Raw genomic sequence first — 17,185 nt, 5'->3', positions numbered from 1 at the left:
GATTAGTATATCAGATCGTGAATAAGATTCATTTAATAATTTAATACATTAAAATGCCGTCTTTACTTTTTCTCTAAATACTGCTGCGCTTCAACAATCCAGTTTTGTGAGGAATTCAGTTTTATCGCAGGCTGCAATCCTACATTATCAATACCTTTTCCCATATCAATTCTCCTGCTCCTTGTTGTTGCATAATACAATGTATATGGCATACACGGAAGTGCCACCTCCCTCATATTCGCATAGTCCAGTACGCCGGCAGTCGCTTCACCCATTACGGTTACTTTCTTACTTTGCATAGCTTCCAGCAGGAACTCCTCCGTAGTACTGCCACACCCTTTGTTGACGAGGATGGCTATTTTCTGCGGGTAAGGCCTGATACTGTCCAATACCTGTTTCTCGTCTTCATCCAGGCTCACAAAGCCTCCCTTCCCCCGTTCCATTGATTCAATCATTCCCGCAATTTGTTTTTTCTGCTCTGCAAGAATATCATCCATTTTCAATAGTGGTTTCCACCCTTCAATATTTCTTTCCGTTGCTAATACATCTGCACCAATTTTCTTAATAGTATCGGTATAGAGGTAGGGCGTGATGGGCTCATAAGCGAAATCTGATCCTCCACCATTGTCCCGCAGATCTATAATCAGATTAGGTATTTTATCCAATACAGCTTTATGTGTTTTAAATAAAGAATCAATATTGGCTGCGTTGCTTTGATCAAAGGATCTTATTTTAATGTAAAATGTCTTTTCAGATAATAACCTGCCAGCTACACTTTCAGTAGAGAGGGCTTCACCACTATTCCTCACAGTACCTTCCCGTTGCCAGGTTCCCAGTGTGTTTGTGGTAACAGCAAATATCTCACCATAAGGAGTATGATCTGCAGCGTACATAATTCCTATTAGCTCGTTTTCCTTATTGGATTTTCTTAACTCCAGTTTTACCTGACCCTCTTTCCAGGAAGCTATTTTTGAATAGGTAATCACACCTGCATAATCCCGGAAATTGTTGGCGCTTTTTATGATAGCTATACGGTAAGCAGAATCATTACTCCAATAAATGCCATCAATGCCTTTCGCGTGCTTCAGTTTATCCAGTTGCTGTTTTGTGAATTTTATGTTTTCCGTTTCCGAAACTATTTTCTGCAAAGCTACTGTTGATAAAGGATTCCCACCAAAATATATATGCCTGTCTTTAAAGAAATTCAGCCAATCATTAATCAGTAAAGCACAATGATGCGGGCTTGTTATTCCTTTTGTTTCTTTAAGAATCCGTTGCGTATATGTTGTATACGTCACATTTGTAACTGTCGTTACTTTATCCTTGAATCCTGCATAGTTATGTGTTATCTGATCCTTAACATACAGGAACTCATCTGTGCAATTGCAGGTTTGTCCAATCGTGCGAATGCTGATAAATAAACAGATAAACGAAAAAAGTAAATACTTCAAATTCATAAATAAGACGTTTCACGGATGAACAGCTAATACTGGTATTGTCGGGTATATTTAGTGCGCCTAAGATAATTGAATTCCAATAAAATGAAAGACCTTATCCGGTAATACAGCTGATCGGTTGGGTACATAAAAAAGACTTTCAGTTTTTCGCTGAAAGTCTTTTTATGGTTGCTCCCCCGCTTACGTTTGCTTATCGATTAGCAGAGTGCCCTGCCAAGCAATAGTCCGGATACTATCGAGGCTATTACTAAACGAGCACCGTCCATCAATGCTATCCAGCCCACAGGCCTGGCTTTTACGTTATAGGTGGCATACGTGGAAAAAAAGTAGGTACCAGTCACCAGCAGAACTGGGATAATGGATAAATAGATAACCGGCTGGGAGGACCAGTAAATCAACAGGGTGATTCCTGCTCCCTGCAGGAGCTTCTCAATAATAATGGCCCAGAGTGGCAGATCAGTCTTATCTCTTGCAATATGCCCGAAATGAGCCTGAAACCAGCGCGGTAATAGCGCTGCGAAGATAATAGCGCCGCTGATGAATAACCAGGCTGCAGCAGCCAGCATTGCTATAAGAAAGTGTATCATAATTATTGATTTTATGATATAAAGATATTCATAGGTTTTGACAACCCTATGTCAGCAGGTCTGTGAATTATTTTGCTGGTCAATTTCAGATATGTATCTGTTGAAATGCATCTTATGCTTTCAGCGTAAGCGAATAAATCTTTGCACAAATACCGGTATTGCCAACAGGGCAAAGATGTAGCACGCGTAGGAAATGTAGTTGCAAACAATACATTTTTATTTATTGGGGGAATTTGTCTGTTTTGGGGAATCCTAAAAAAGGAACTGCTTGGGACTAAAAAAAGCTAAGTACTAATTAAAATGTCAGGGGAGTAGCTAAAAAAAATTTGAAACCCTTTGTATGCAAAACAGTAAAGGCTTTCAACGTTAATCCGTTGAAAGCCTTTACTGTTTTGCTCCCCCTGCTGGACTTGAACCAGCGACCCTCTGATTAACAGTCAGATGCTCTAACCAACTGAGCTAAGGAGGAGTGTTTCCCTTATCGTTTGTGCGATTTGGGATTGCAAAAATAGGTAAATTTTCATTTTTGCAAAATCTTATTCCACTTTTTTTGAAAAAAACTTTAGAATTTAAAACACGCTCAGCCAAAAACAGCCACCACAGCCGATCTTCCAAAAAAATAAAAATAATTATTTCACCTCCACAATTACCCTTTCCCCTAAAGCACCCGCTCTGGTCGCCTTTCGAACGAATGGTAAATCCAGTTTACTCACGTAAAAATGCGGAAATGATTTGATGACGGTACAGATATGACCTTGCTGTTGCAACCCGGTTACGGCTTCCGGGGTGGTGAATAATAACACGGGAGACGCAAAAGTAGCGGTGTCATAACGCGCTACCGGTGCTTTCATATAAAAATCAAATGCATAGGAATTAGCGGCGTACATACCAATAGTGCGGCCAGGGAGGGAATTATTGGCATAAGCACCCGCTGTACTTCCGCTCTGGTATTGCATCATATCAGGATATAAAATAGTATTCAAATATAAATTCAGCAGAATACTGATAGATACGGTACGATAAAAGATAGCCTGCCTGGTGGATTTATCGAGCCAATAATGCAATAGTACGTAAAGCAGGATCAGCGCACCTGCGAGTAGCAGCCAGGTATAATGCATAGCTGGCTTGTAAAGCAGGTCGATTACCACGCCGGCAACGGCTATCAGTATGATAATGGTGTACTGGGTGATACGGAAAAATTTCAGCCCCTTCTCTGTTTGCAGCGACAAAATATATTGCGCTGTCAGGATAGCAAAGAAAGGAAAGATGATATTCAGGTAATGTGGCAGCTGAAATTTAGACAGGGAAAAGAGTGCAAAAGTGGCCATGGCTGCACATATACAATAATATTCCTTTTGCTGCTTCCATTTTTTTATGAAGATGATGACCGCCGCGTATAACATCACCGACCAGGGTAAAAATGCCCACAACAACGTATGAAAAAAGAAAAAAGGATCCCCGGCACCCTTGATGGGTCCTGTATTCATAAAACGCCCAAACTGGCTGTCCCAGAAGAAAAACCGCAGACCAGACACCCCGGTGGTACCAAATACCAACTTCTCCGGATGCAGGTCAAACTGCTGATACAGGGCATATAACTCCGGTGTAATAAATAAAGCGGTCAACATTAATGCAATCAGCCACCTTATATGTAGCAATGCTTTCCAATCGCGCGTAAACAGCAAATGCCCCCCAATAGCGGCGCCTATCGGCACCAGGGCGAACATTCCCTTAGTCATGATAGCACAGGCCGTAAAAAGGGCTCCCGGCAGCATTTGCCGCTTGTAAAAATGATATACCCCGGCAATGATCAATCCGGTGAGATAAGGCTCCGCTCTTACATCATTGTTGGAAATCACGAGATGTTCTGCAGTAAGTAGTATACAAACGGCCCATCTGGCCACCTTTTCATCGTATAAGTCAAGGGCAAAGCGGTAGGTATACCACGCACCCGTCAACAAAAATAAAATAGCAGGCAGCTTGTAGGACCAGGTATGAATGCCAAATAAATTAAAACTGATGGCAGCCATCCAGAAGGGAAAGTGGGGCTTATCCAGCCAGTCGTGGCCATCAGCATAGAGATTCCAATAATCATGTTTGAGTACCATGGTTTTGGCTATGCCGGCATATAGGGCACCATCAGGCTCTAAGATGGGTACAAACAGGGCACTGAACTGTAATAGTATAACCGTGACCGTTATAAGCAGCCAGACCTGTTTTTCTGTAAGAATAAATTGACGGGTTGTAGGTGTAGTCAGCATGACGAAAAGTTACAGGCATATACCGGTTCCTTCAAATACACACATCACTTTTAACAGAAAGATAATTGCCTACCAGAACCACCCGCTCTTCTCCATACCCAGATAGGGCCCGTCTGCACGCTGTTCTATAGGGTAAGTTTTCAGGTAGTAGCCTTCTCCGCTGGAATTATACCCATTTTTAAGACTAAACTTATAACGGTGCAGCGGACAAACGATATTACCGGCGGCATCGATCACTCCATCGGCCATAATGCCACCGGCATGCGGACATTTATAAGAAAAGGCAAACAGTTGCCCCTGGTAAAGGGTACAACAAATCTTTTTCCCATTTACCTCCATTACACTGATCTCACTTTCAACAAACGGTAAACGGCCTTCCTCCAGTTTATACCAGGAATACTCTTTGGCCATTAGTAGAAGAATTCGGTTTTATAAGGGAAACGCTCCTTATACAGCTGGGCAACCTTGTCCAGGATGGTTTTGCGCAACTCCTCTATATTCCTTTTCTCCAGTGCGGAAATAAATACGCAGTTACCCTGGCTCTTCGTTTCCCAGCCCTGTTTCATTGTAGCCAGTATATCCTGTTTCACCTCATCTTCCAGCCACTGATCAAATGTGTTGGCCTCGTAAAGATCCATCTTGTTAAAGATCATGATAATGGGCTTCTCAAACGCTTTCAGCTCCTGCAGGGTGCGGTTTACCACTTCAATCTGCTCTTCGTACTTAGGGTGGGAGATATCTATCACATGTATGAGGATATCGCTTTCACGCACTTCGTCCAACGTGGATTTGAAGCTCTCTACAAGGTGATGCGGCAGCTTGCGGATAAATCCTACCGTATCGCTTAACAGGAAAGGCGTTTGGTCAAACACCACCTTGCGTGTAGTGGTGTCCAGGGTAGCAAACAGTTTATTTTCGGCAAACACTTCACTTTTGCTGAGCAAATTCATGATAGTGCTCTTGCCTACGTTAGTGTAACCTACCAGTGCCACACGGATAAATTCACCGCGTTCCTTGCGCTGGGTAAGGGCCTGCTTATCAATATCCTCCAGCCTTTTGCGTAAAAGAGATATCTTATCTTTTACAATACGACGATCCGTTTCAATTTCCGTTTCACCCGGACCTCTGCTACCAATACCGCCTCCCTGGCGTTCCAGGTGACTCCACATACCTCGCAGTCGTGGTAAAATGTATTGGTATTGCGCCAGTTCTACCTGCACTTTCGCCTGTGCCGTGCGGGCACGACGGGCAAAAATATCCAGGATCAGATCACTACGGTCTATCACTTTTACCTTCAGCACTTTTTCCATATTGGCAATCTGTGAGCCGGTAAGCTCATCGTCAAATATGACCAGTGATATATCCCTACCTGCTACAAACTGATGTATTTCTTCCAGCTTCCCCTTGCCTACAAATGTGGCTCTGTCGGGGTGCGCCAGTCTTTGGGTAAAACGTTTTACGGCAACAGCACCCGCCGTTTCTGCCAGGAACATCAGCTCATCCAGGAATTCGTTTACCTGCTGCTCTGTTTGATCCTTGGTGATAACGCCTACTATTACGGCCCTTTCCTCTTTTTGTATCGCTTGTTTTTTCTCAATCAAGGTATTTCTGAATTTGCAGCAAATTTACTGAGAATTTGTTCGCTACGCTCGCGTAAATTTTCTTGCTCCCGATTAGACTGTTTAACCATGGTTTTTCTGATTGCTAACAATTATTCCTTTTATGCTAAAAAATCTCAATAATAATTTTAAACAAATACAGGAAAATCAGAACAATCATGGCTAATCAGTCTAATCGGGAGCAAGAAAATCTCTGTGAGCGCAGTGAGCAGGGATAACTCCCCATTTCTTCCTACATTTATACGATCCAAAACAACCCTTCCAAATCATGTATAAACCATTTTTACTGACAGGACTATTAATTTCAACTATGGCAGTAGCCCAGGACAAGATGACACCCGAACTGCTATGGCAGCTGGGCCGGGTGAGTGCAGAAGCATTGAGCGCAGACGGCAAAACCGTTATCTACGGCGTATCTCAGGTAAATATTGCAGATAATAAGAGCGAAAAAAACCTTTATGCAATCCCCCTTGCAGGCGGTACACCACACCAGCTTACGCAAACACCAGGCGCAGAAGGCGATGTAGCCATATTACCCGGCAATAAAATAGGCTTCTCACTAAAAGGACAGTGGTATGAAATGAATGCCGACGGCTCCAACCCGGTGCAGAAAACCAATGTGGAAGGCGGTATGCAAAACATCCGCATTTCTCCGGATGGCACACATATCCTGTTTTCCAAAGAAGTAAAAGTGAAGAAAATATCCGGGGCAGACTTCTATCCCGATCTTCCCAAATCCAATGTACAGATCTACGATAACCTCAATTATCGCCACTGGGATGCCTGGGAAGATGGTAATTTCTCTCACGTATACTATGCTACCTATAACAATGGGGAAATAGGTACACCGGTAGATATTATGGCAGATGAACCCCATGATTGTCCGCAGATGCCCTCCGGTGGCGCTGAAGACATGATCTGGAGTCAGGATGGCAAAAGTATCGTATACGTGTGCAAGAAGAAATTCGGCAAAGATTACGCACTCAGCACCAATACAGACCTATACGAATATAATCTCGCCACCAAAAGCACCAGCAACCTCTCCGAAGGAATGATGGGCTACGATGTAGCACCAGCCTTCAGTCAGGACGGTAAGTACATCACCTGGTTAAGTATGGCACGTGATGGTTATGAGGCCGATAAAAATGATGTGATCATCCTGAATCGTGCTACCGGCGTAAAAACCAACCTCACCAGGAGCTGGGACGGTACAGCATCCGCAGTGCGCTTCAGCAATGATGGCAAAAAAATATATTTCCTCGCCGTAGTAAAAGGTACAGAACAACTGCTGGAAATAACCCTGCAAAAAGATCTGGCACAAACAACGGAGAAGCATATACGTCAGATTACCAACGGCGATTTTGATATCAGTGAGATGCTGGCCCAAACCGGCAACACCCTGGTGGTATCCCGCACAGACATGAACCATGCAGCGGAACTGTTTACGGTAGACCTCCAGAAAGGCGCTGTGGTGGCCATCACCAATGTAAACAAAGCGACCTATGATAAAATAGGCATGTGTAAAGTAGAAAAGCGCTGGGTAAAAACCACCGATGGTAAAGAAATGCTTACCTGGGTAATCTTCCCGCCAAACTTTGACCCTGCTAAAAAATATCCAACCTTGCTGTATTGCCAGGGTGGGCCACAGTCCGCATTATCCCAGTTTTATTCCTATCGCTGGAACTTCCAGCTGATGGCATCACAGGGATATATTGTGGTAGCACCTAACAGAAGAGGGATGCCTGGTCATGGCGTAGAATGGAATGCCGCTATCAGCAAGGATTGGGGTGGACAACCCATCCGTGATTACCTGAGTGCCATTGATGAAGTAAGTAAAGAAAGTTATGTAGATAAGAGCCGTCTCGGTGCAGTAGGCGCCAGTTACGGCGGCTATTCCGTGTATATGCTGGCGGGTGTACATGAAAACCGTTTTAAAACATTCATTGCACACGACGGACTGTTTGACCTGAAAAGCTGGTACGGCACCACCGAAGAACTCTGGTTCGCCAGCTGGGATATCGGCGCTTACTGGGATGCCGCCAATGCCAATACCTATCAGCATTTCAACCCAAGCGAATATGCTAATAAGTGGCATACACCCATCCTCATTATACAGGGTGGTATCGACTTCAGAGTACCCATTGAGCAAGGCTTACAGGCCTTCCAACTGGCACAGCTGAAAGGTATCAAAAGCAAATTGCTGTACTTCCCTGAAGAAAACCATTGGGTCCTGAAGCCACAGAACGCCCTTGCATGGCAGCGTGAGTTCTTCAGCTGGCTGAAGGAAACGCTTTAAAATATGACTGTATGTAAATATTTAGTTGCAGTAAGATTTTTCTACTGCAACTAAATATCCACATCATAAAATAACTAAATCCCAAATTCTCATGTCTGCTTTATTACTGGATATCAAAGATGGTATTGCTACCATCACCCTAAACAGGCCGGAAGTATACAATGCCTTCAACGATCCCCTCAGCTATGAACTACAGGACGCATTGAAACAGGCAGAAAAGGATAAATCAGTGAGAGTGATAGTGCTGACGGGTGCCGGCAAAGCTTTTAGCAGCGGCCAGGACCTCAAAGCATCTATGGAAGGGGGCAAGCGTAACCTGAGCGAATCGCTGCACAAGCGCTATAATCCTATTATACGCGCTATCCGTAATATGCCTAAGCCGGTGATTTGTCGCCTGAATGGCGTGGCAGCGGGTGCCGGATGTTCATTGGCATTGGCCTGCGACGTTATCATCGCCAGCGAAGCAGCCACCATGATCGAAATTTTTGTAAATATCGCCCTGGTGCTGGATTCCGGCTCTTCCTATTTCCTGCCCCGTACAGTAGGCTACCATCGCGCATTTGAACTGGCCACCAAGGCTACCAAAGTCACTGCACAGGAAGCACTCCAAATAGGACTGGTAAACAAAGTCGTCCCTGCAGCCGACCTTGATGCAGCGGTACAGGCAGAAGCAGCATACTACGCTGCCGCACCTACGAAAGCGATTGCATTAATGAAGAAGATGCTCACAAAAGGCATGACCGATAATCTCGACACTGTGCTGGACTATGAAGCTTATTGCCAGGAAATTGCCGGTAACTCTGAAGATAATGCAGAAGGTATCAATGCTTTCCTGGAGAAGCGAAAGCCCGCATTTAAAGGGATATAATAATTAGCGATTAGCGATTAGCTTTTAGCAGTTAGCTTTTAGCAGTTAGCTTTTAGCGCGAAAACACAACGGCCATGGTTATAATAACCATGGCCGTAATTTCTTTATTCTAAAAGCTAACTGCTAAAAGCTAATCGCTAATTATTACAGTCCGCTCAGGCAAATACCAATCTGGTAAGGTCTGATATCCAGGTTATTGTTGCCGTCATTTTTCAGCATCGGATTCAGCGCATAAGCACCAAACAGCGCAAAGTTGCCGAAACCTACACGACCTGTGGCTGAAAAACGCCATGGATTAAAGAAACCTCTGTTGGCCTCTTTTTCAATATTTTTATTGCCGTTAGGAGCAGTAAATTTTGCTTTTGTATGCGCATCTACGAGGGCACCTACTTTCACGCCCAATGCAGCTTTAAAGCCTTTATTAGCGTTATCAGGCACACTGCGATACCTTAATTCAATAGGAATTTCCAGGTAAGTAGTAGCCACCTTGAATTTCTTGTCAGTTGTGTTAGAAGGGAAAGTCACTTCCTTTGGATTGCTTCTTCCGGAGATGTCCATTGTATGATCCTTCAGATACACTCCGCTGGTGCTAATGCCTAAACCCGCTGCTACACTCAATGGTGATTTCTTAAACGGGAAATCATACATCAGTGCTACGTTAAAGCCTCTGTTCAGACCAGTTTTAACACTATCCTTTGCTCCGGCCCAGCCGTCATAGGATAACTGTATCATCAAAAAATCCCTGGAATGGGTAGCCCTGTTTACTGCCTTATTCATTGGCGAGCCGCCATCCTGCGCAAAAACTCCAATAGAAACAGCTATCAGACCAAGGGTAAAAATTATTTTCTTCATATAATATACATACTTAGGAAAAAGAATATTAGGCAAATATAATGGAATGATTGTAACACAGTTGGTTAAAATATTGCAAAAACATATTCCGCATTACACCCGCCGCGTTGAAAGTTACAGAAAAAGTCATATTGATAATCATATTCTTTTCCTGATACCTTCATTCCACTGAACAAGATGAACAGCAATATTGGCGCAAAATATCCTAATTTGAATAAAGAATCCTTCATCAAGGCCATAACCCCTGCCAAAGCTTTAAATAAGTCTGTGAAAAACAACTAATGAAGAAAATCGTAAACACAGTCATAGTCCTCGTCCTCCCGGTGTTGATGGCACTTAGCGGCTTCATTTACTATGCCTGGGTGGTACAGAAAAGAACCAGGGATGCTGCGGTATGGATAGGGAACACCAATATTATCATCGACAAGGCAAGAACTGTGGCCGCGCTGGATATGGCTTATACTAACAGTATCCGGGACATGCTGCTGATGGACAAAAGCACCCTGCCGCCCCTGAATTTTTCTCCGCCGGATAGCATGCTGACTACGCTCCGTCAACTGGAGATCATGACAAAAAATGACACCCCACGACAAAAGGTACTCATAGCTATGCGGGCACTGCTCCTGGAGAAAATTGAATATAACAACCAAATACTGGCCATAGCGGCCTCACAACCAGCAAAAGCAAAGCAACTGATCACGGCTCCGGCAGCAGCAGAACAAAGAGCAACGCTATTAAAACTATTCAACAAGCTGTTGCAGGTAAACCGTACCTCTCTGCTCAACAGAGTGGGCAATGACCTGCATTATACCCTTTATTCCTTCTGGACCACTATCATCATCAGTGTATTCGCCCTGATCCTGATAGGTGGCGAAGCCCGTTTTATTTACCAGCTTTTCCGAAAACTAAAAGCGCGGGCTAACCGATTGCAAAAAAGAGAACAATCATTTATGCGGCTGGCGGAAGAATCAGAACATATTCATTATAGAGCCGGTATAGACGGCATCTTCACCTACGTAAGCAAACGCGCTGCAGAGATCACCGGGTATTCCAATACCGAATTGATTGGCCAACACTATTCTATCTTCCTGGATAAAGAAGTGTTTGAAAACCTCCAGGCATTCTACTGGCAGCAAATAAAAACCGGTGAGGACTATACTTCCCTGGAGTTTGAAATTATCACCAGGTCAGGCACTAAAAAATGGGTGGAACAACTGGCTTCTCTTGTATCAGATGAAAAAGGCCATGCTAAAGAGTTCCAATGCATTGTACGGGATATAGACAGGGAAAAGAGAACGGATGACCAGGTAATGTACCTGCAAAAACGCCTCGACGCTATCCTGGATTTAATGCCCTCCATGATGTTTATGAAAGATATGCCAGGCAAATTCCTGCTGGTAAATAATCGCTTTACAGAGATTATGCAGGTAGAGAAAAATGATATCATCGGTAAAACAGATGCCGAACTATCTCACTACCCATGGGCGGCCCGCTATGCGGAACTGGACCAGCAGGTAATCGCCAACGGCGGCAGGGTGAAGATGGAAGATTCCATTACTGTAAATGATAAAACCTATCACTTTCTGATCACAAAATTCCCCTTACGTAATGCAGAAAATGAAATGATTGGTATATGTGGCATAGGACAGGATTTCACCGAGAAAGCCGATTATATCAAGGCTATTGAATATGCACACCAGGTGTCAAAAGATGCCGTTAATGCACAGGAAATATTCCTCGCCAACATGAGCCACGAAATTCGTACGCCCATGAACGGTATAATAGGTATGACCAACGTGCTCCTGCAACAAAGCCAGCTAACACCCTCCCAGATGGATTATGTAGCCGGTATAAAAGCATCTGCCAGCCTCTTGCTGGTTATCATCAATGAAATCCTCGACTTCTCTAAAATAAAAGCCGGTAAACTACATCTGCAAAATGAACCTTTTGAAATATATGAAGTGATAGACAGCGCCTTGTTCCCACTGAAATTACAGGCGCAACAAAAAGGATTGTCATTTTTTGATAAGATAGACAATGTTATCCCGCATCATTTACTGGGTGATGAAATAAGGGTGAACCAGGTTATTACCAACTTAGTGGAGAATGCTATCAAATTCACGCCCGACGGACACATCAGGGTAAAGGTAACATTAGTCAGGGAAGAGGAGCACACCGTGCAACTCGGATTTGAAATAAAGGATACTGGTATCGGCATCGCTGCGGATCAACACCGCCACATCTTCGAAAGCTTCTCACAAACACATACAAACAATGCCAGGGAATTTGGTGGAACTGGCCTGGGACTGGCTATCAGCAAAGAACTGATAGAATTACAACATGGCTTTATCACAGTAGAAAGCAATATCAATGAAGGCGCTACTTTTTATTTCGAATTGCCTTTTACCAAAAACCACTCCCTGCCATTACATAAAAATGATAGTAACAAACTACCCGGATCTGAGAAAGTCTTACAGGGGAAAACAATACTGGTAGTGGAAGACAACGATATCAACCAACAGGTAGCTTTTCACACACTACGCAATGCAGGCGCCCGTGCAGATATAGTGAGCAATGGAAAAGCCGCCATAGAAATGTTAACATTCAAATCCTATAACTGTATCATTATGGATATACAAATGCCGGAAATGGATGGGTACAAGACCACAAGAACTATCCGTCAAAATGGAACCAATACCTGCATCATCGCCATGACAGCCTCCGCACTAAAAGGAGAAAGAGAACGCTGCCTGGCAGCCGGTATGAATGATTATATCTCCAAACCATTTGAACCCGAAGAACTTTATCACAAAATCCTGAAAGGAATGGGAGAAACAGTACCAGACTTCGTGGAAAAAGCAGCAGCATCTAAAGCAAGTGTAAGTCCTGCTAACTTTAATGCCGCCTATATCCTGATGTCAGGAGACAGCGATCATGTAAAATTGTTGCTGGAAGAGTTGCTGAATACGATACCTCAGAAATTCATAGAAATGAAGCAACTGACTGCTGCAGAAAAATGGGAACCCCTTTATATGCTGGCCCACCAGATGAAATTTAACCTTGAGGTGGTAGACATGCACCAGGCTTCCAACATCGCTTATAGTATTGAAAGAGATGCCCGGTTGGAAGAAAATACGGAGAGTATACCTACCCGCATTCAAACAATAATGGACATCTATTACCAATACGTACATCTCGTCAGAGCGCATATTGATCAATGCTAGGCTTCCGGCAGCGTAAAATAAAAACGGCTGCCTTTTTCCTCTTCACTATCTACACCAATAATGCCTCCCTGTGCTTCAATAAATTCTTTGGAAATGGCCAGTCCCAGGCCGCTTCCTTTATGCCCTTTCATGCCGGGTACCTGGAAAAAGCGCTCGAAAATTTTATCTCTGAAAGCAACAGGGATACCTTTCCCATAATCGCGTACAGTAAAGGAAACCATTTCCGTACCAGTAGGCGTTACCGTTAGTTCTATGGTAGACCCGCGCCCGGAATAACGAATAGCGTTTGTTAACAGATTTACGAGCACCCAGGCCGTTTTTTCTACATCCGCCAATACCTTCGGCAATGTATCCGGCACATCGGTATGAATAGTTACTCCCTGCTGTGCAGCTTGTTTCTGCACAGTGTCCATGGCGTATTGTACAATATTCAAAGCAGTTACAGGCTGCGGTTGCAATTGTATGTTCCCGCTTTCTACCTGCGACAGGTCCAGCAGCTCACTCACAATCTTTATCATCCGCCGGTTATCCTGCTTCAAACTATCAATCAGCTCTTTCTGCTCCGTGCTGAGTTGTCCGGTTCTTTCATCTTCCAACAATTTAATACTGAAATCAGAAGCCGCCAATGGTGTTTTTAACTCATGAGATATAGTAGCGATGAAATGTGTTTTGGCAATATCCTGCTCTTTAAAAGTGGTGATATTTCTCAATATAACGACATAGCCTATACGTTGTTCTTCATGCTGTATATCTGTTGTTTCGCGGGTAAAAAAACATTCTTTCCCATCTACCACTATTTTAAGCGGTGCATTTTCCTGTGTGTTTATCAGGAAACGCAACAGGTCATTTCGCCTGGAAATCTCTTCTGCCGGGCGTCCTACCACATCTTTCTCCTGCATATTCAGCAACTGTAATGCCTGGGTGTTGGCAAACAAAATAGTATTCTTTACATCAAAACCAATGGTAGCATCTTTCAAACTACTGATCACTGCTTCTGCACGTTGCTTTTCAAAAACAATGCGCGCCAGGTTACTATGCTCATATTCATCCAGCCGTTGCGCCATCGTATTGAAGGCGGTGGCTAATTCACCAAATTCATCACCCGACTTAAAATACAACCGTTTGGTGTATTGCTTGTTGGCAATGCCTTTGATACCTTCTGTTAATTCATGAATAGGGTTGGCAATATATCCGGGGAAATTATATACAAACGTGAAGCCCAGTAAAAAGCATACGCCACTGATGATGGCAATATATAACAGGGCATTATCTGCGGTCTTTTTTACCAGTTCATTCTTTCCTACAATCGCCGCCATATTGAGATCCATGATCTTATAGATGCTCATCTTTATGGCTGCAATATTTGCTGTTGAATCTTTACGCAACTGCTCAAAGATGTGGCTTACGGCTGTGGTGGCAGTCATTTCACCACGCTCCGTTACATTGGCCTGTTGCTTTTTCAGATTAACGGAAAACTGTTGTAGTGCAGCAGCGCGGTTCACCGGTAAATCTTCCAGTGCTACCAGCATATTCTTGGAATACTCGAGAGATTCGTAGTTGTCTTTCAGGATAAACTTCGCCTTTTCATTGAGGCGGTTCAGATAGTAATAACCCAGTATGCTCACCACCAGCAACATGATGTAGAGGAACAGTACCCCGAGCGTGATCTTTGCTTTTAATCTGAGCTTGCTCATGATAGTATGATGATGTCTATATCGTTGGAAGATAGTGTTTTCAATAACTGATTAAACAGATTGGTACGTAAAATGATCCGGAAAAGACTGATATGTGGCTTCCCCATACATATTGTAGTAACCCGTTTCTCCAGTGCAATGTTAATGATAGACTCCGATATTTTAACACTATGTTCCTGTACTACTTCAGCACCCAGTTCTGTAGCGAGTTTCAGATTATTAATAAGATGGCGTTGTGCTGCCAATGCAATTTTATCGGCACTTTCACGGGGTGTTTGTACGTATAATACGTACCAGTCTGCATGATAATAAGCGGCCAGCCGGGCCGTTTTCCGGATCACTTTCCGGGCCACGTCATCATTGGTAGAAATGCATGCCAGGAAGCTCTCATGGCGCATCTGCTGGCTGCGTGGTATTTCTGTTTCTACTTTTCTTTCTACCTGCGTCGTTACTTCTTTTAGTGCCAGCTCACGTAGCTGCAGGATTTTATCTGCCTGAAAAAAATTCTTGAGTGCACTTTCTACCTTGGAGGAATCATAAATCTTACCTTCCTTCAAACGGGTAATCAGCTCATCAGCTGTGAGGTCGATGTTAACTACTTCATCTGCCATCTGCAGTACCAGGTCAGGGATACGTTCCTGCACCTCTATACCGGTGATAGATTTCACTTCCTGGTTAATACTTTCGATATGCTGTATGTTCACCGCAGAAAGAACATTAATTCCTGCATTCAGCAAATCCACTACATCCTGCCAGCGTTTTTCATTTTTAGATCCGGGAATATTGCTGTGGGCCAGCTCGTCTACTACCACCCAGTCGGGGGCCAGCAGCAGAATGGTGGAGAGATCCATCTCTTCCAGCATTTTACCTTTATAGAATACCTGCTTGCGGGGAATAGTGGGCAAACCATCCAACAGGGCGTGCGTTTCCGCACGCCCATGGGTTTCGATATACCCTATCTGGATATTAATACCATTTTTTAACATCGCATGCACTTCCTGCAACATGCGAAATGTTTTGCCCACACCGGCACTCATGCCTATGTAGATCTTAAATTTGCCTCTGCCGGCGCGATTGGCCAGGTTAAGAAAATGCTGTACCGAGTGTTCTTTATCTGTCATATGATGTGGTTAGAACCATACTGCCAGCGATGCGGTGATCGCTGTACTTGTATTTGTTAATTCGGTTCCTTTTATGAATGTTTTATTTTTCCCGTCAAACATTCTTCCTTCCAGTCTGAGCATTACGTTATCTACCGGAGTAAAATCAAGGTTAAGGGAATAACCGGTTGTCTGAAATCCTTCCGGGGTACCGCTGTTGATAACTACACCGTGTTGATCGTTATAATGCTCTACACGTCCTGTCATGGCAAATTTATTTGTAAAGGCATATCGTGCAATTACGATAGGACTATACCAGCTATACAACGCATTATCGCCTTTCGTTTTTTGCTGTAAACCGTAATCAAATCCTGCAATAAAGCTGAATTTATCTGTAATACTAAAGGTACCGTAAACATCGTTAAAATAACGCATCTGACGCACACTATCTGGCATATCATTACCAATATAAGTACTCCAGTTGAGTAATATTTTATCTGTGGGTTTAAAGGTGATTTGTGTACCGAAGTTGGGTGTTTGATTCCCGTTTACTTTTTTAATTCGTTGCCAGCCATTGAGATACATAGCAGCAAACGACCACTTCTCGTTAGGCGTCCAGGTTACCTTGGCACCGGTTTCGTAGTAAGGGGAGTTCTCTGCCAAAATGCTGCGGGTGAGGGTAGGGCAGTCCTTTCCGATAGCGCTTTCAAAACCAATATGTGCCGGCATCACACCAGCATCAATCCAAACGGTTTTACCTACACGAATACCAACATTGGCTTCATATACATATTGCATGAGCGTAGGCTCGGCAGACAGGTTGTACTGCGGGTAAGTACCTGCCATCAGGCCTACATTGGCCCTTACACGATCTGAGGTATAGTTGGCTTTTACCATTGCCAGGTTTAAATTCAGTTCATTATGCCGGTTGTAGTTGTAAAGAAATCCAGGCTTCACGTGGTCTGCGGGCTTGTTGATATCATAGCTGTAATAGGCTTCGGCGTAACCGGAAAATGTTACTTTACCTTTTTCTTTGTCCTTTTCTTGAGTTTCTTGCGCAAGGGCTGTAATCGCAGCGGATAAAGTGCCCGCCAGCAATAAAATTCTTTTCATCTTCGAATCGACTTTTAATATAGGTTAATGGTAGTGAATTAGTGGCGATCCGCTAAGAGCGGACCACCAACTAATGGGTTTTCATAAGACATTCACAGGTCAAAGGAATAATAG

The 17,185-nt window shown here is 43.6% G+C and carries 12 protein-coding genes and 1 tRNA gene; 3 read left to right on the top strand and 10 right to left on the bottom strand.

Annotated features, from left to right (window positions below):
• Positions 1-62: 62 nt before the first annotated feature.
• The 6 genes from CLV51_RS03940 to hflX all read right to left on the bottom strand — a co-directional run bounded on the left by CLV51_RS03940 (position 63) and on the right by hflX (position 5,906).
• Positions 63-1,457, bottom strand: coding sequence for a S41 family peptidase (locus CLV51_RS03940; protein ID WP_106526694.1), 1,395 nt, complete (start codon positions 1,455-1,457; stop codon positions 63-65).
• A gap of 197 nt (positions 1,458-1,654) precedes the next feature.
• Entirely contained in the window at positions 1,655-2,044 is a 390-nt protein-coding gene (locus CLV51_RS03935) for a hypothetical protein (RefSeq protein WP_146151219.1), read from the bottom strand.
• Between the two features lie 395 nt (positions 2,045-2,439).
• A tRNA-Asn gene (locus CLV51_RS03930) sits at positions 2,440-2,513 on the bottom strand.
• A gap of 160 nt (positions 2,514-2,673) precedes the next feature.
• A complete protein-coding gene (locus CLV51_RS03925; RefSeq protein ID WP_245898612.1) occupies positions 2,674-4,305 on the bottom strand; it encodes an ArnT family glycosyltransferase in 1,632 nt (543 codons plus the stop codon).
• A gap of 69 nt (positions 4,306-4,374) precedes the next feature.
• A complete protein-coding gene (locus tag CLV51_RS03920) occupies positions 4,375-4,716 on the bottom strand; it encodes a Rieske (2Fe-2S) protein (protein ID WP_106526692.1) in 342 nt (113 codons plus the stop codon).
• Positions 4,716-5,906, bottom strand: a complete 1,191-nt coding sequence (hflX, locus tag CLV51_RS03915; RefSeq protein ID WP_106526691.1) for a GTPase HflX — start codon at positions 5,904-5,906, stop codon at positions 4,716-4,718. The genes CLV51_RS03920 and hflX overlap by 1 nt, the downstream gene beginning before the upstream one ends.
• 286 nt (positions 5,907-6,192) lie before the next feature.
• Here hflX and CLV51_RS03910 point away from each other — a divergent pair, with 286 nt between their 5' ends.
• A complete protein-coding gene (locus CLV51_RS03910) occupies positions 6,193-8,220 on the top strand; it encodes a S9 family peptidase (protein ID WP_106526690.1) in 2,028 nt (675 codons plus the stop codon).
• A gap of 91 nt (positions 8,221-8,311) precedes the next feature.
• Positions 8,312-9,088 carry an enoyl-CoA hydratase-related protein gene (locus tag CLV51_RS03905; RefSeq protein ID WP_106526689.1) on the top strand — a complete coding sequence of 259 codons (777 nt, stop codon included), beginning with the start codon at positions 8,312-8,314 and terminating at the stop codon, positions 9,086-9,088.
• A gap of 144 nt (positions 9,089-9,232) precedes the next feature.
• Here CLV51_RS03905 and CLV51_RS03900 read toward each other — a convergent pair whose 3' ends face one another.
• Positions 9,233-9,940 carry a porin family protein gene (locus CLV51_RS03900; protein WP_106526688.1) on the bottom strand — a complete coding sequence of 236 codons (708 nt, stop codon included), beginning with the start codon at positions 9,938-9,940 and terminating at the stop codon, positions 9,233-9,235.
• A gap of 281 nt (positions 9,941-10,221) precedes the next feature.
• Here CLV51_RS03900 and CLV51_RS03895 point away from each other — a divergent pair, with 281 nt between their 5' ends.
• Positions 10,222-13,164, top strand: coding sequence for a PAS domain S-box protein (locus CLV51_RS03895; RefSeq protein WP_106526687.1), 2,943 nt, complete (start codon positions 10,222-10,224; stop codon positions 13,162-13,164).
• Here the strand turns inward: CLV51_RS03895 and CLV51_RS03890 are convergent.
• The 3 genes from CLV51_RS03890 to CLV51_RS03880 are packed head-to-tail and all read right to left on the bottom strand — an operon-like array spanning position 13,161 to position 17,071.
• On the bottom strand, positions 13,161-14,858 hold the full coding sequence (locus tag CLV51_RS03890) for a sensor histidine kinase (protein WP_106526686.1): 1,698 nt from the start codon (positions 14,856-14,858) through the stop codon (positions 13,161-13,163). The genes CLV51_RS03895 and CLV51_RS03890 overlap by 4 nt on opposite strands.
• Positions 14,855-15,979 (bottom strand): histidine kinase, encoded by a 1,125-nt coding sequence (locus CLV51_RS03885; protein ID WP_106526685.1) that lies wholly within the window; start codon positions 15,977-15,979, stop codon positions 14,855-14,857. Before CLV51_RS03885 ends, CLV51_RS03890 begins: the two co-directional genes overlap by 4 nt.
• Before the next feature lie 9 nt (positions 15,980-15,988).
• The gene (locus CLV51_RS03880; RefSeq protein WP_106526684.1) at positions 15,989-17,071 is read right to left on the bottom strand and encodes a porin; all 1,083 of its coding nucleotides are present in this window, start codon (positions 17,069-17,071) and stop codon (positions 15,989-15,991) included.
• Positions 17,072-17,185: the final 114 nt, after the last annotated feature.

It is taken from the genome of Chitinophaga niastensis (genome assembly GCF_003014755.1).
Classification (GTDB): Bacteria; Bacteroidota; Bacteroidia; order Chitinophagales; family Chitinophagaceae; genus Chitinophaga; species Chitinophaga niastensis.
The sequence above is the reverse complement of the archived record's forward strand: the minus strand, read 5'-3'. Positions and strand labels throughout refer to the sequence as shown.

What these genes read in the sequence shown, in the direction of transcription:
- CLV51_RS03900 (WP_106526688.1), bottom strand. Translation starts at nt 9,940, where the DNA reads ATGAAGAAAATAATTTTTACCCTTGGTCTGATAGCTGTTTCTATTGGA.
- CLV51_RS03925 (WP_245898612.1), bottom strand. Translation starts at nt 4,305, where the DNA reads ATGCTGACTACACCTACAACCCGTCAATTTATTCTTACAGAAAAACAG.
- CLV51_RS03940 (WP_106526694.1), bottom strand. Translation starts at nt 1,457, where the DNA reads ATGAATTTGAAGTATTTACTTTTTTCGTTTATCTGTTTATTTATCAGC.
- CLV51_RS03885 (WP_106526685.1), bottom strand. Translation starts at nt 15,979, where the DNA reads ATGACAGATAAAGAACACTCGGTACAGCATTTTCTTAACCTGGCCAAT.
- CLV51_RS03890 (WP_106526686.1), bottom strand. Translation starts at nt 14,858, where the DNA reads ATGAGCAAGCTCAGATTAAAAGCAAAGATCACGCTCGGGGTACTGTTC.
- CLV51_RS03895 (WP_106526687.1), top strand. Translation starts at nt 10,222, where the DNA reads ATGAAGAAAATCGTAAACACAGTCATAGTCCTCGTCCTCCCGGTGTTG.
- CLV51_RS03905 (WP_106526689.1), top strand. Translation starts at nt 8,312, where the DNA reads ATGTCTGCTTTATTACTGGATATCAAAGATGGTATTGCTACCATCACC.
- CLV51_RS03880 (WP_106526684.1), bottom strand. Translation starts at nt 17,071, where the DNA reads ATGAAAAGAATTTTATTGCTGGCGGGCACTTTATCCGCTGCGATTACA.
- CLV51_RS03935 (WP_146151219.1), bottom strand. Translation starts at nt 2,044, where the DNA reads ATGATACACTTTCTTATAGCAATGCTGGCTGCTGCAGCCTGGTTATTC.
- CLV51_RS03920 (WP_106526692.1), bottom strand. Translation starts at nt 4,716, where the DNA reads ATGGCCAAAGAGTATTCCTGGTATAAACTGGAGGAAGGCCGTTTACCG.
- CLV51_RS03910 (WP_106526690.1), top strand. Translation starts at nt 6,193, where the DNA reads ATGTATAAACCATTTTTACTGACAGGACTATTAATTTCAACTATGGCA.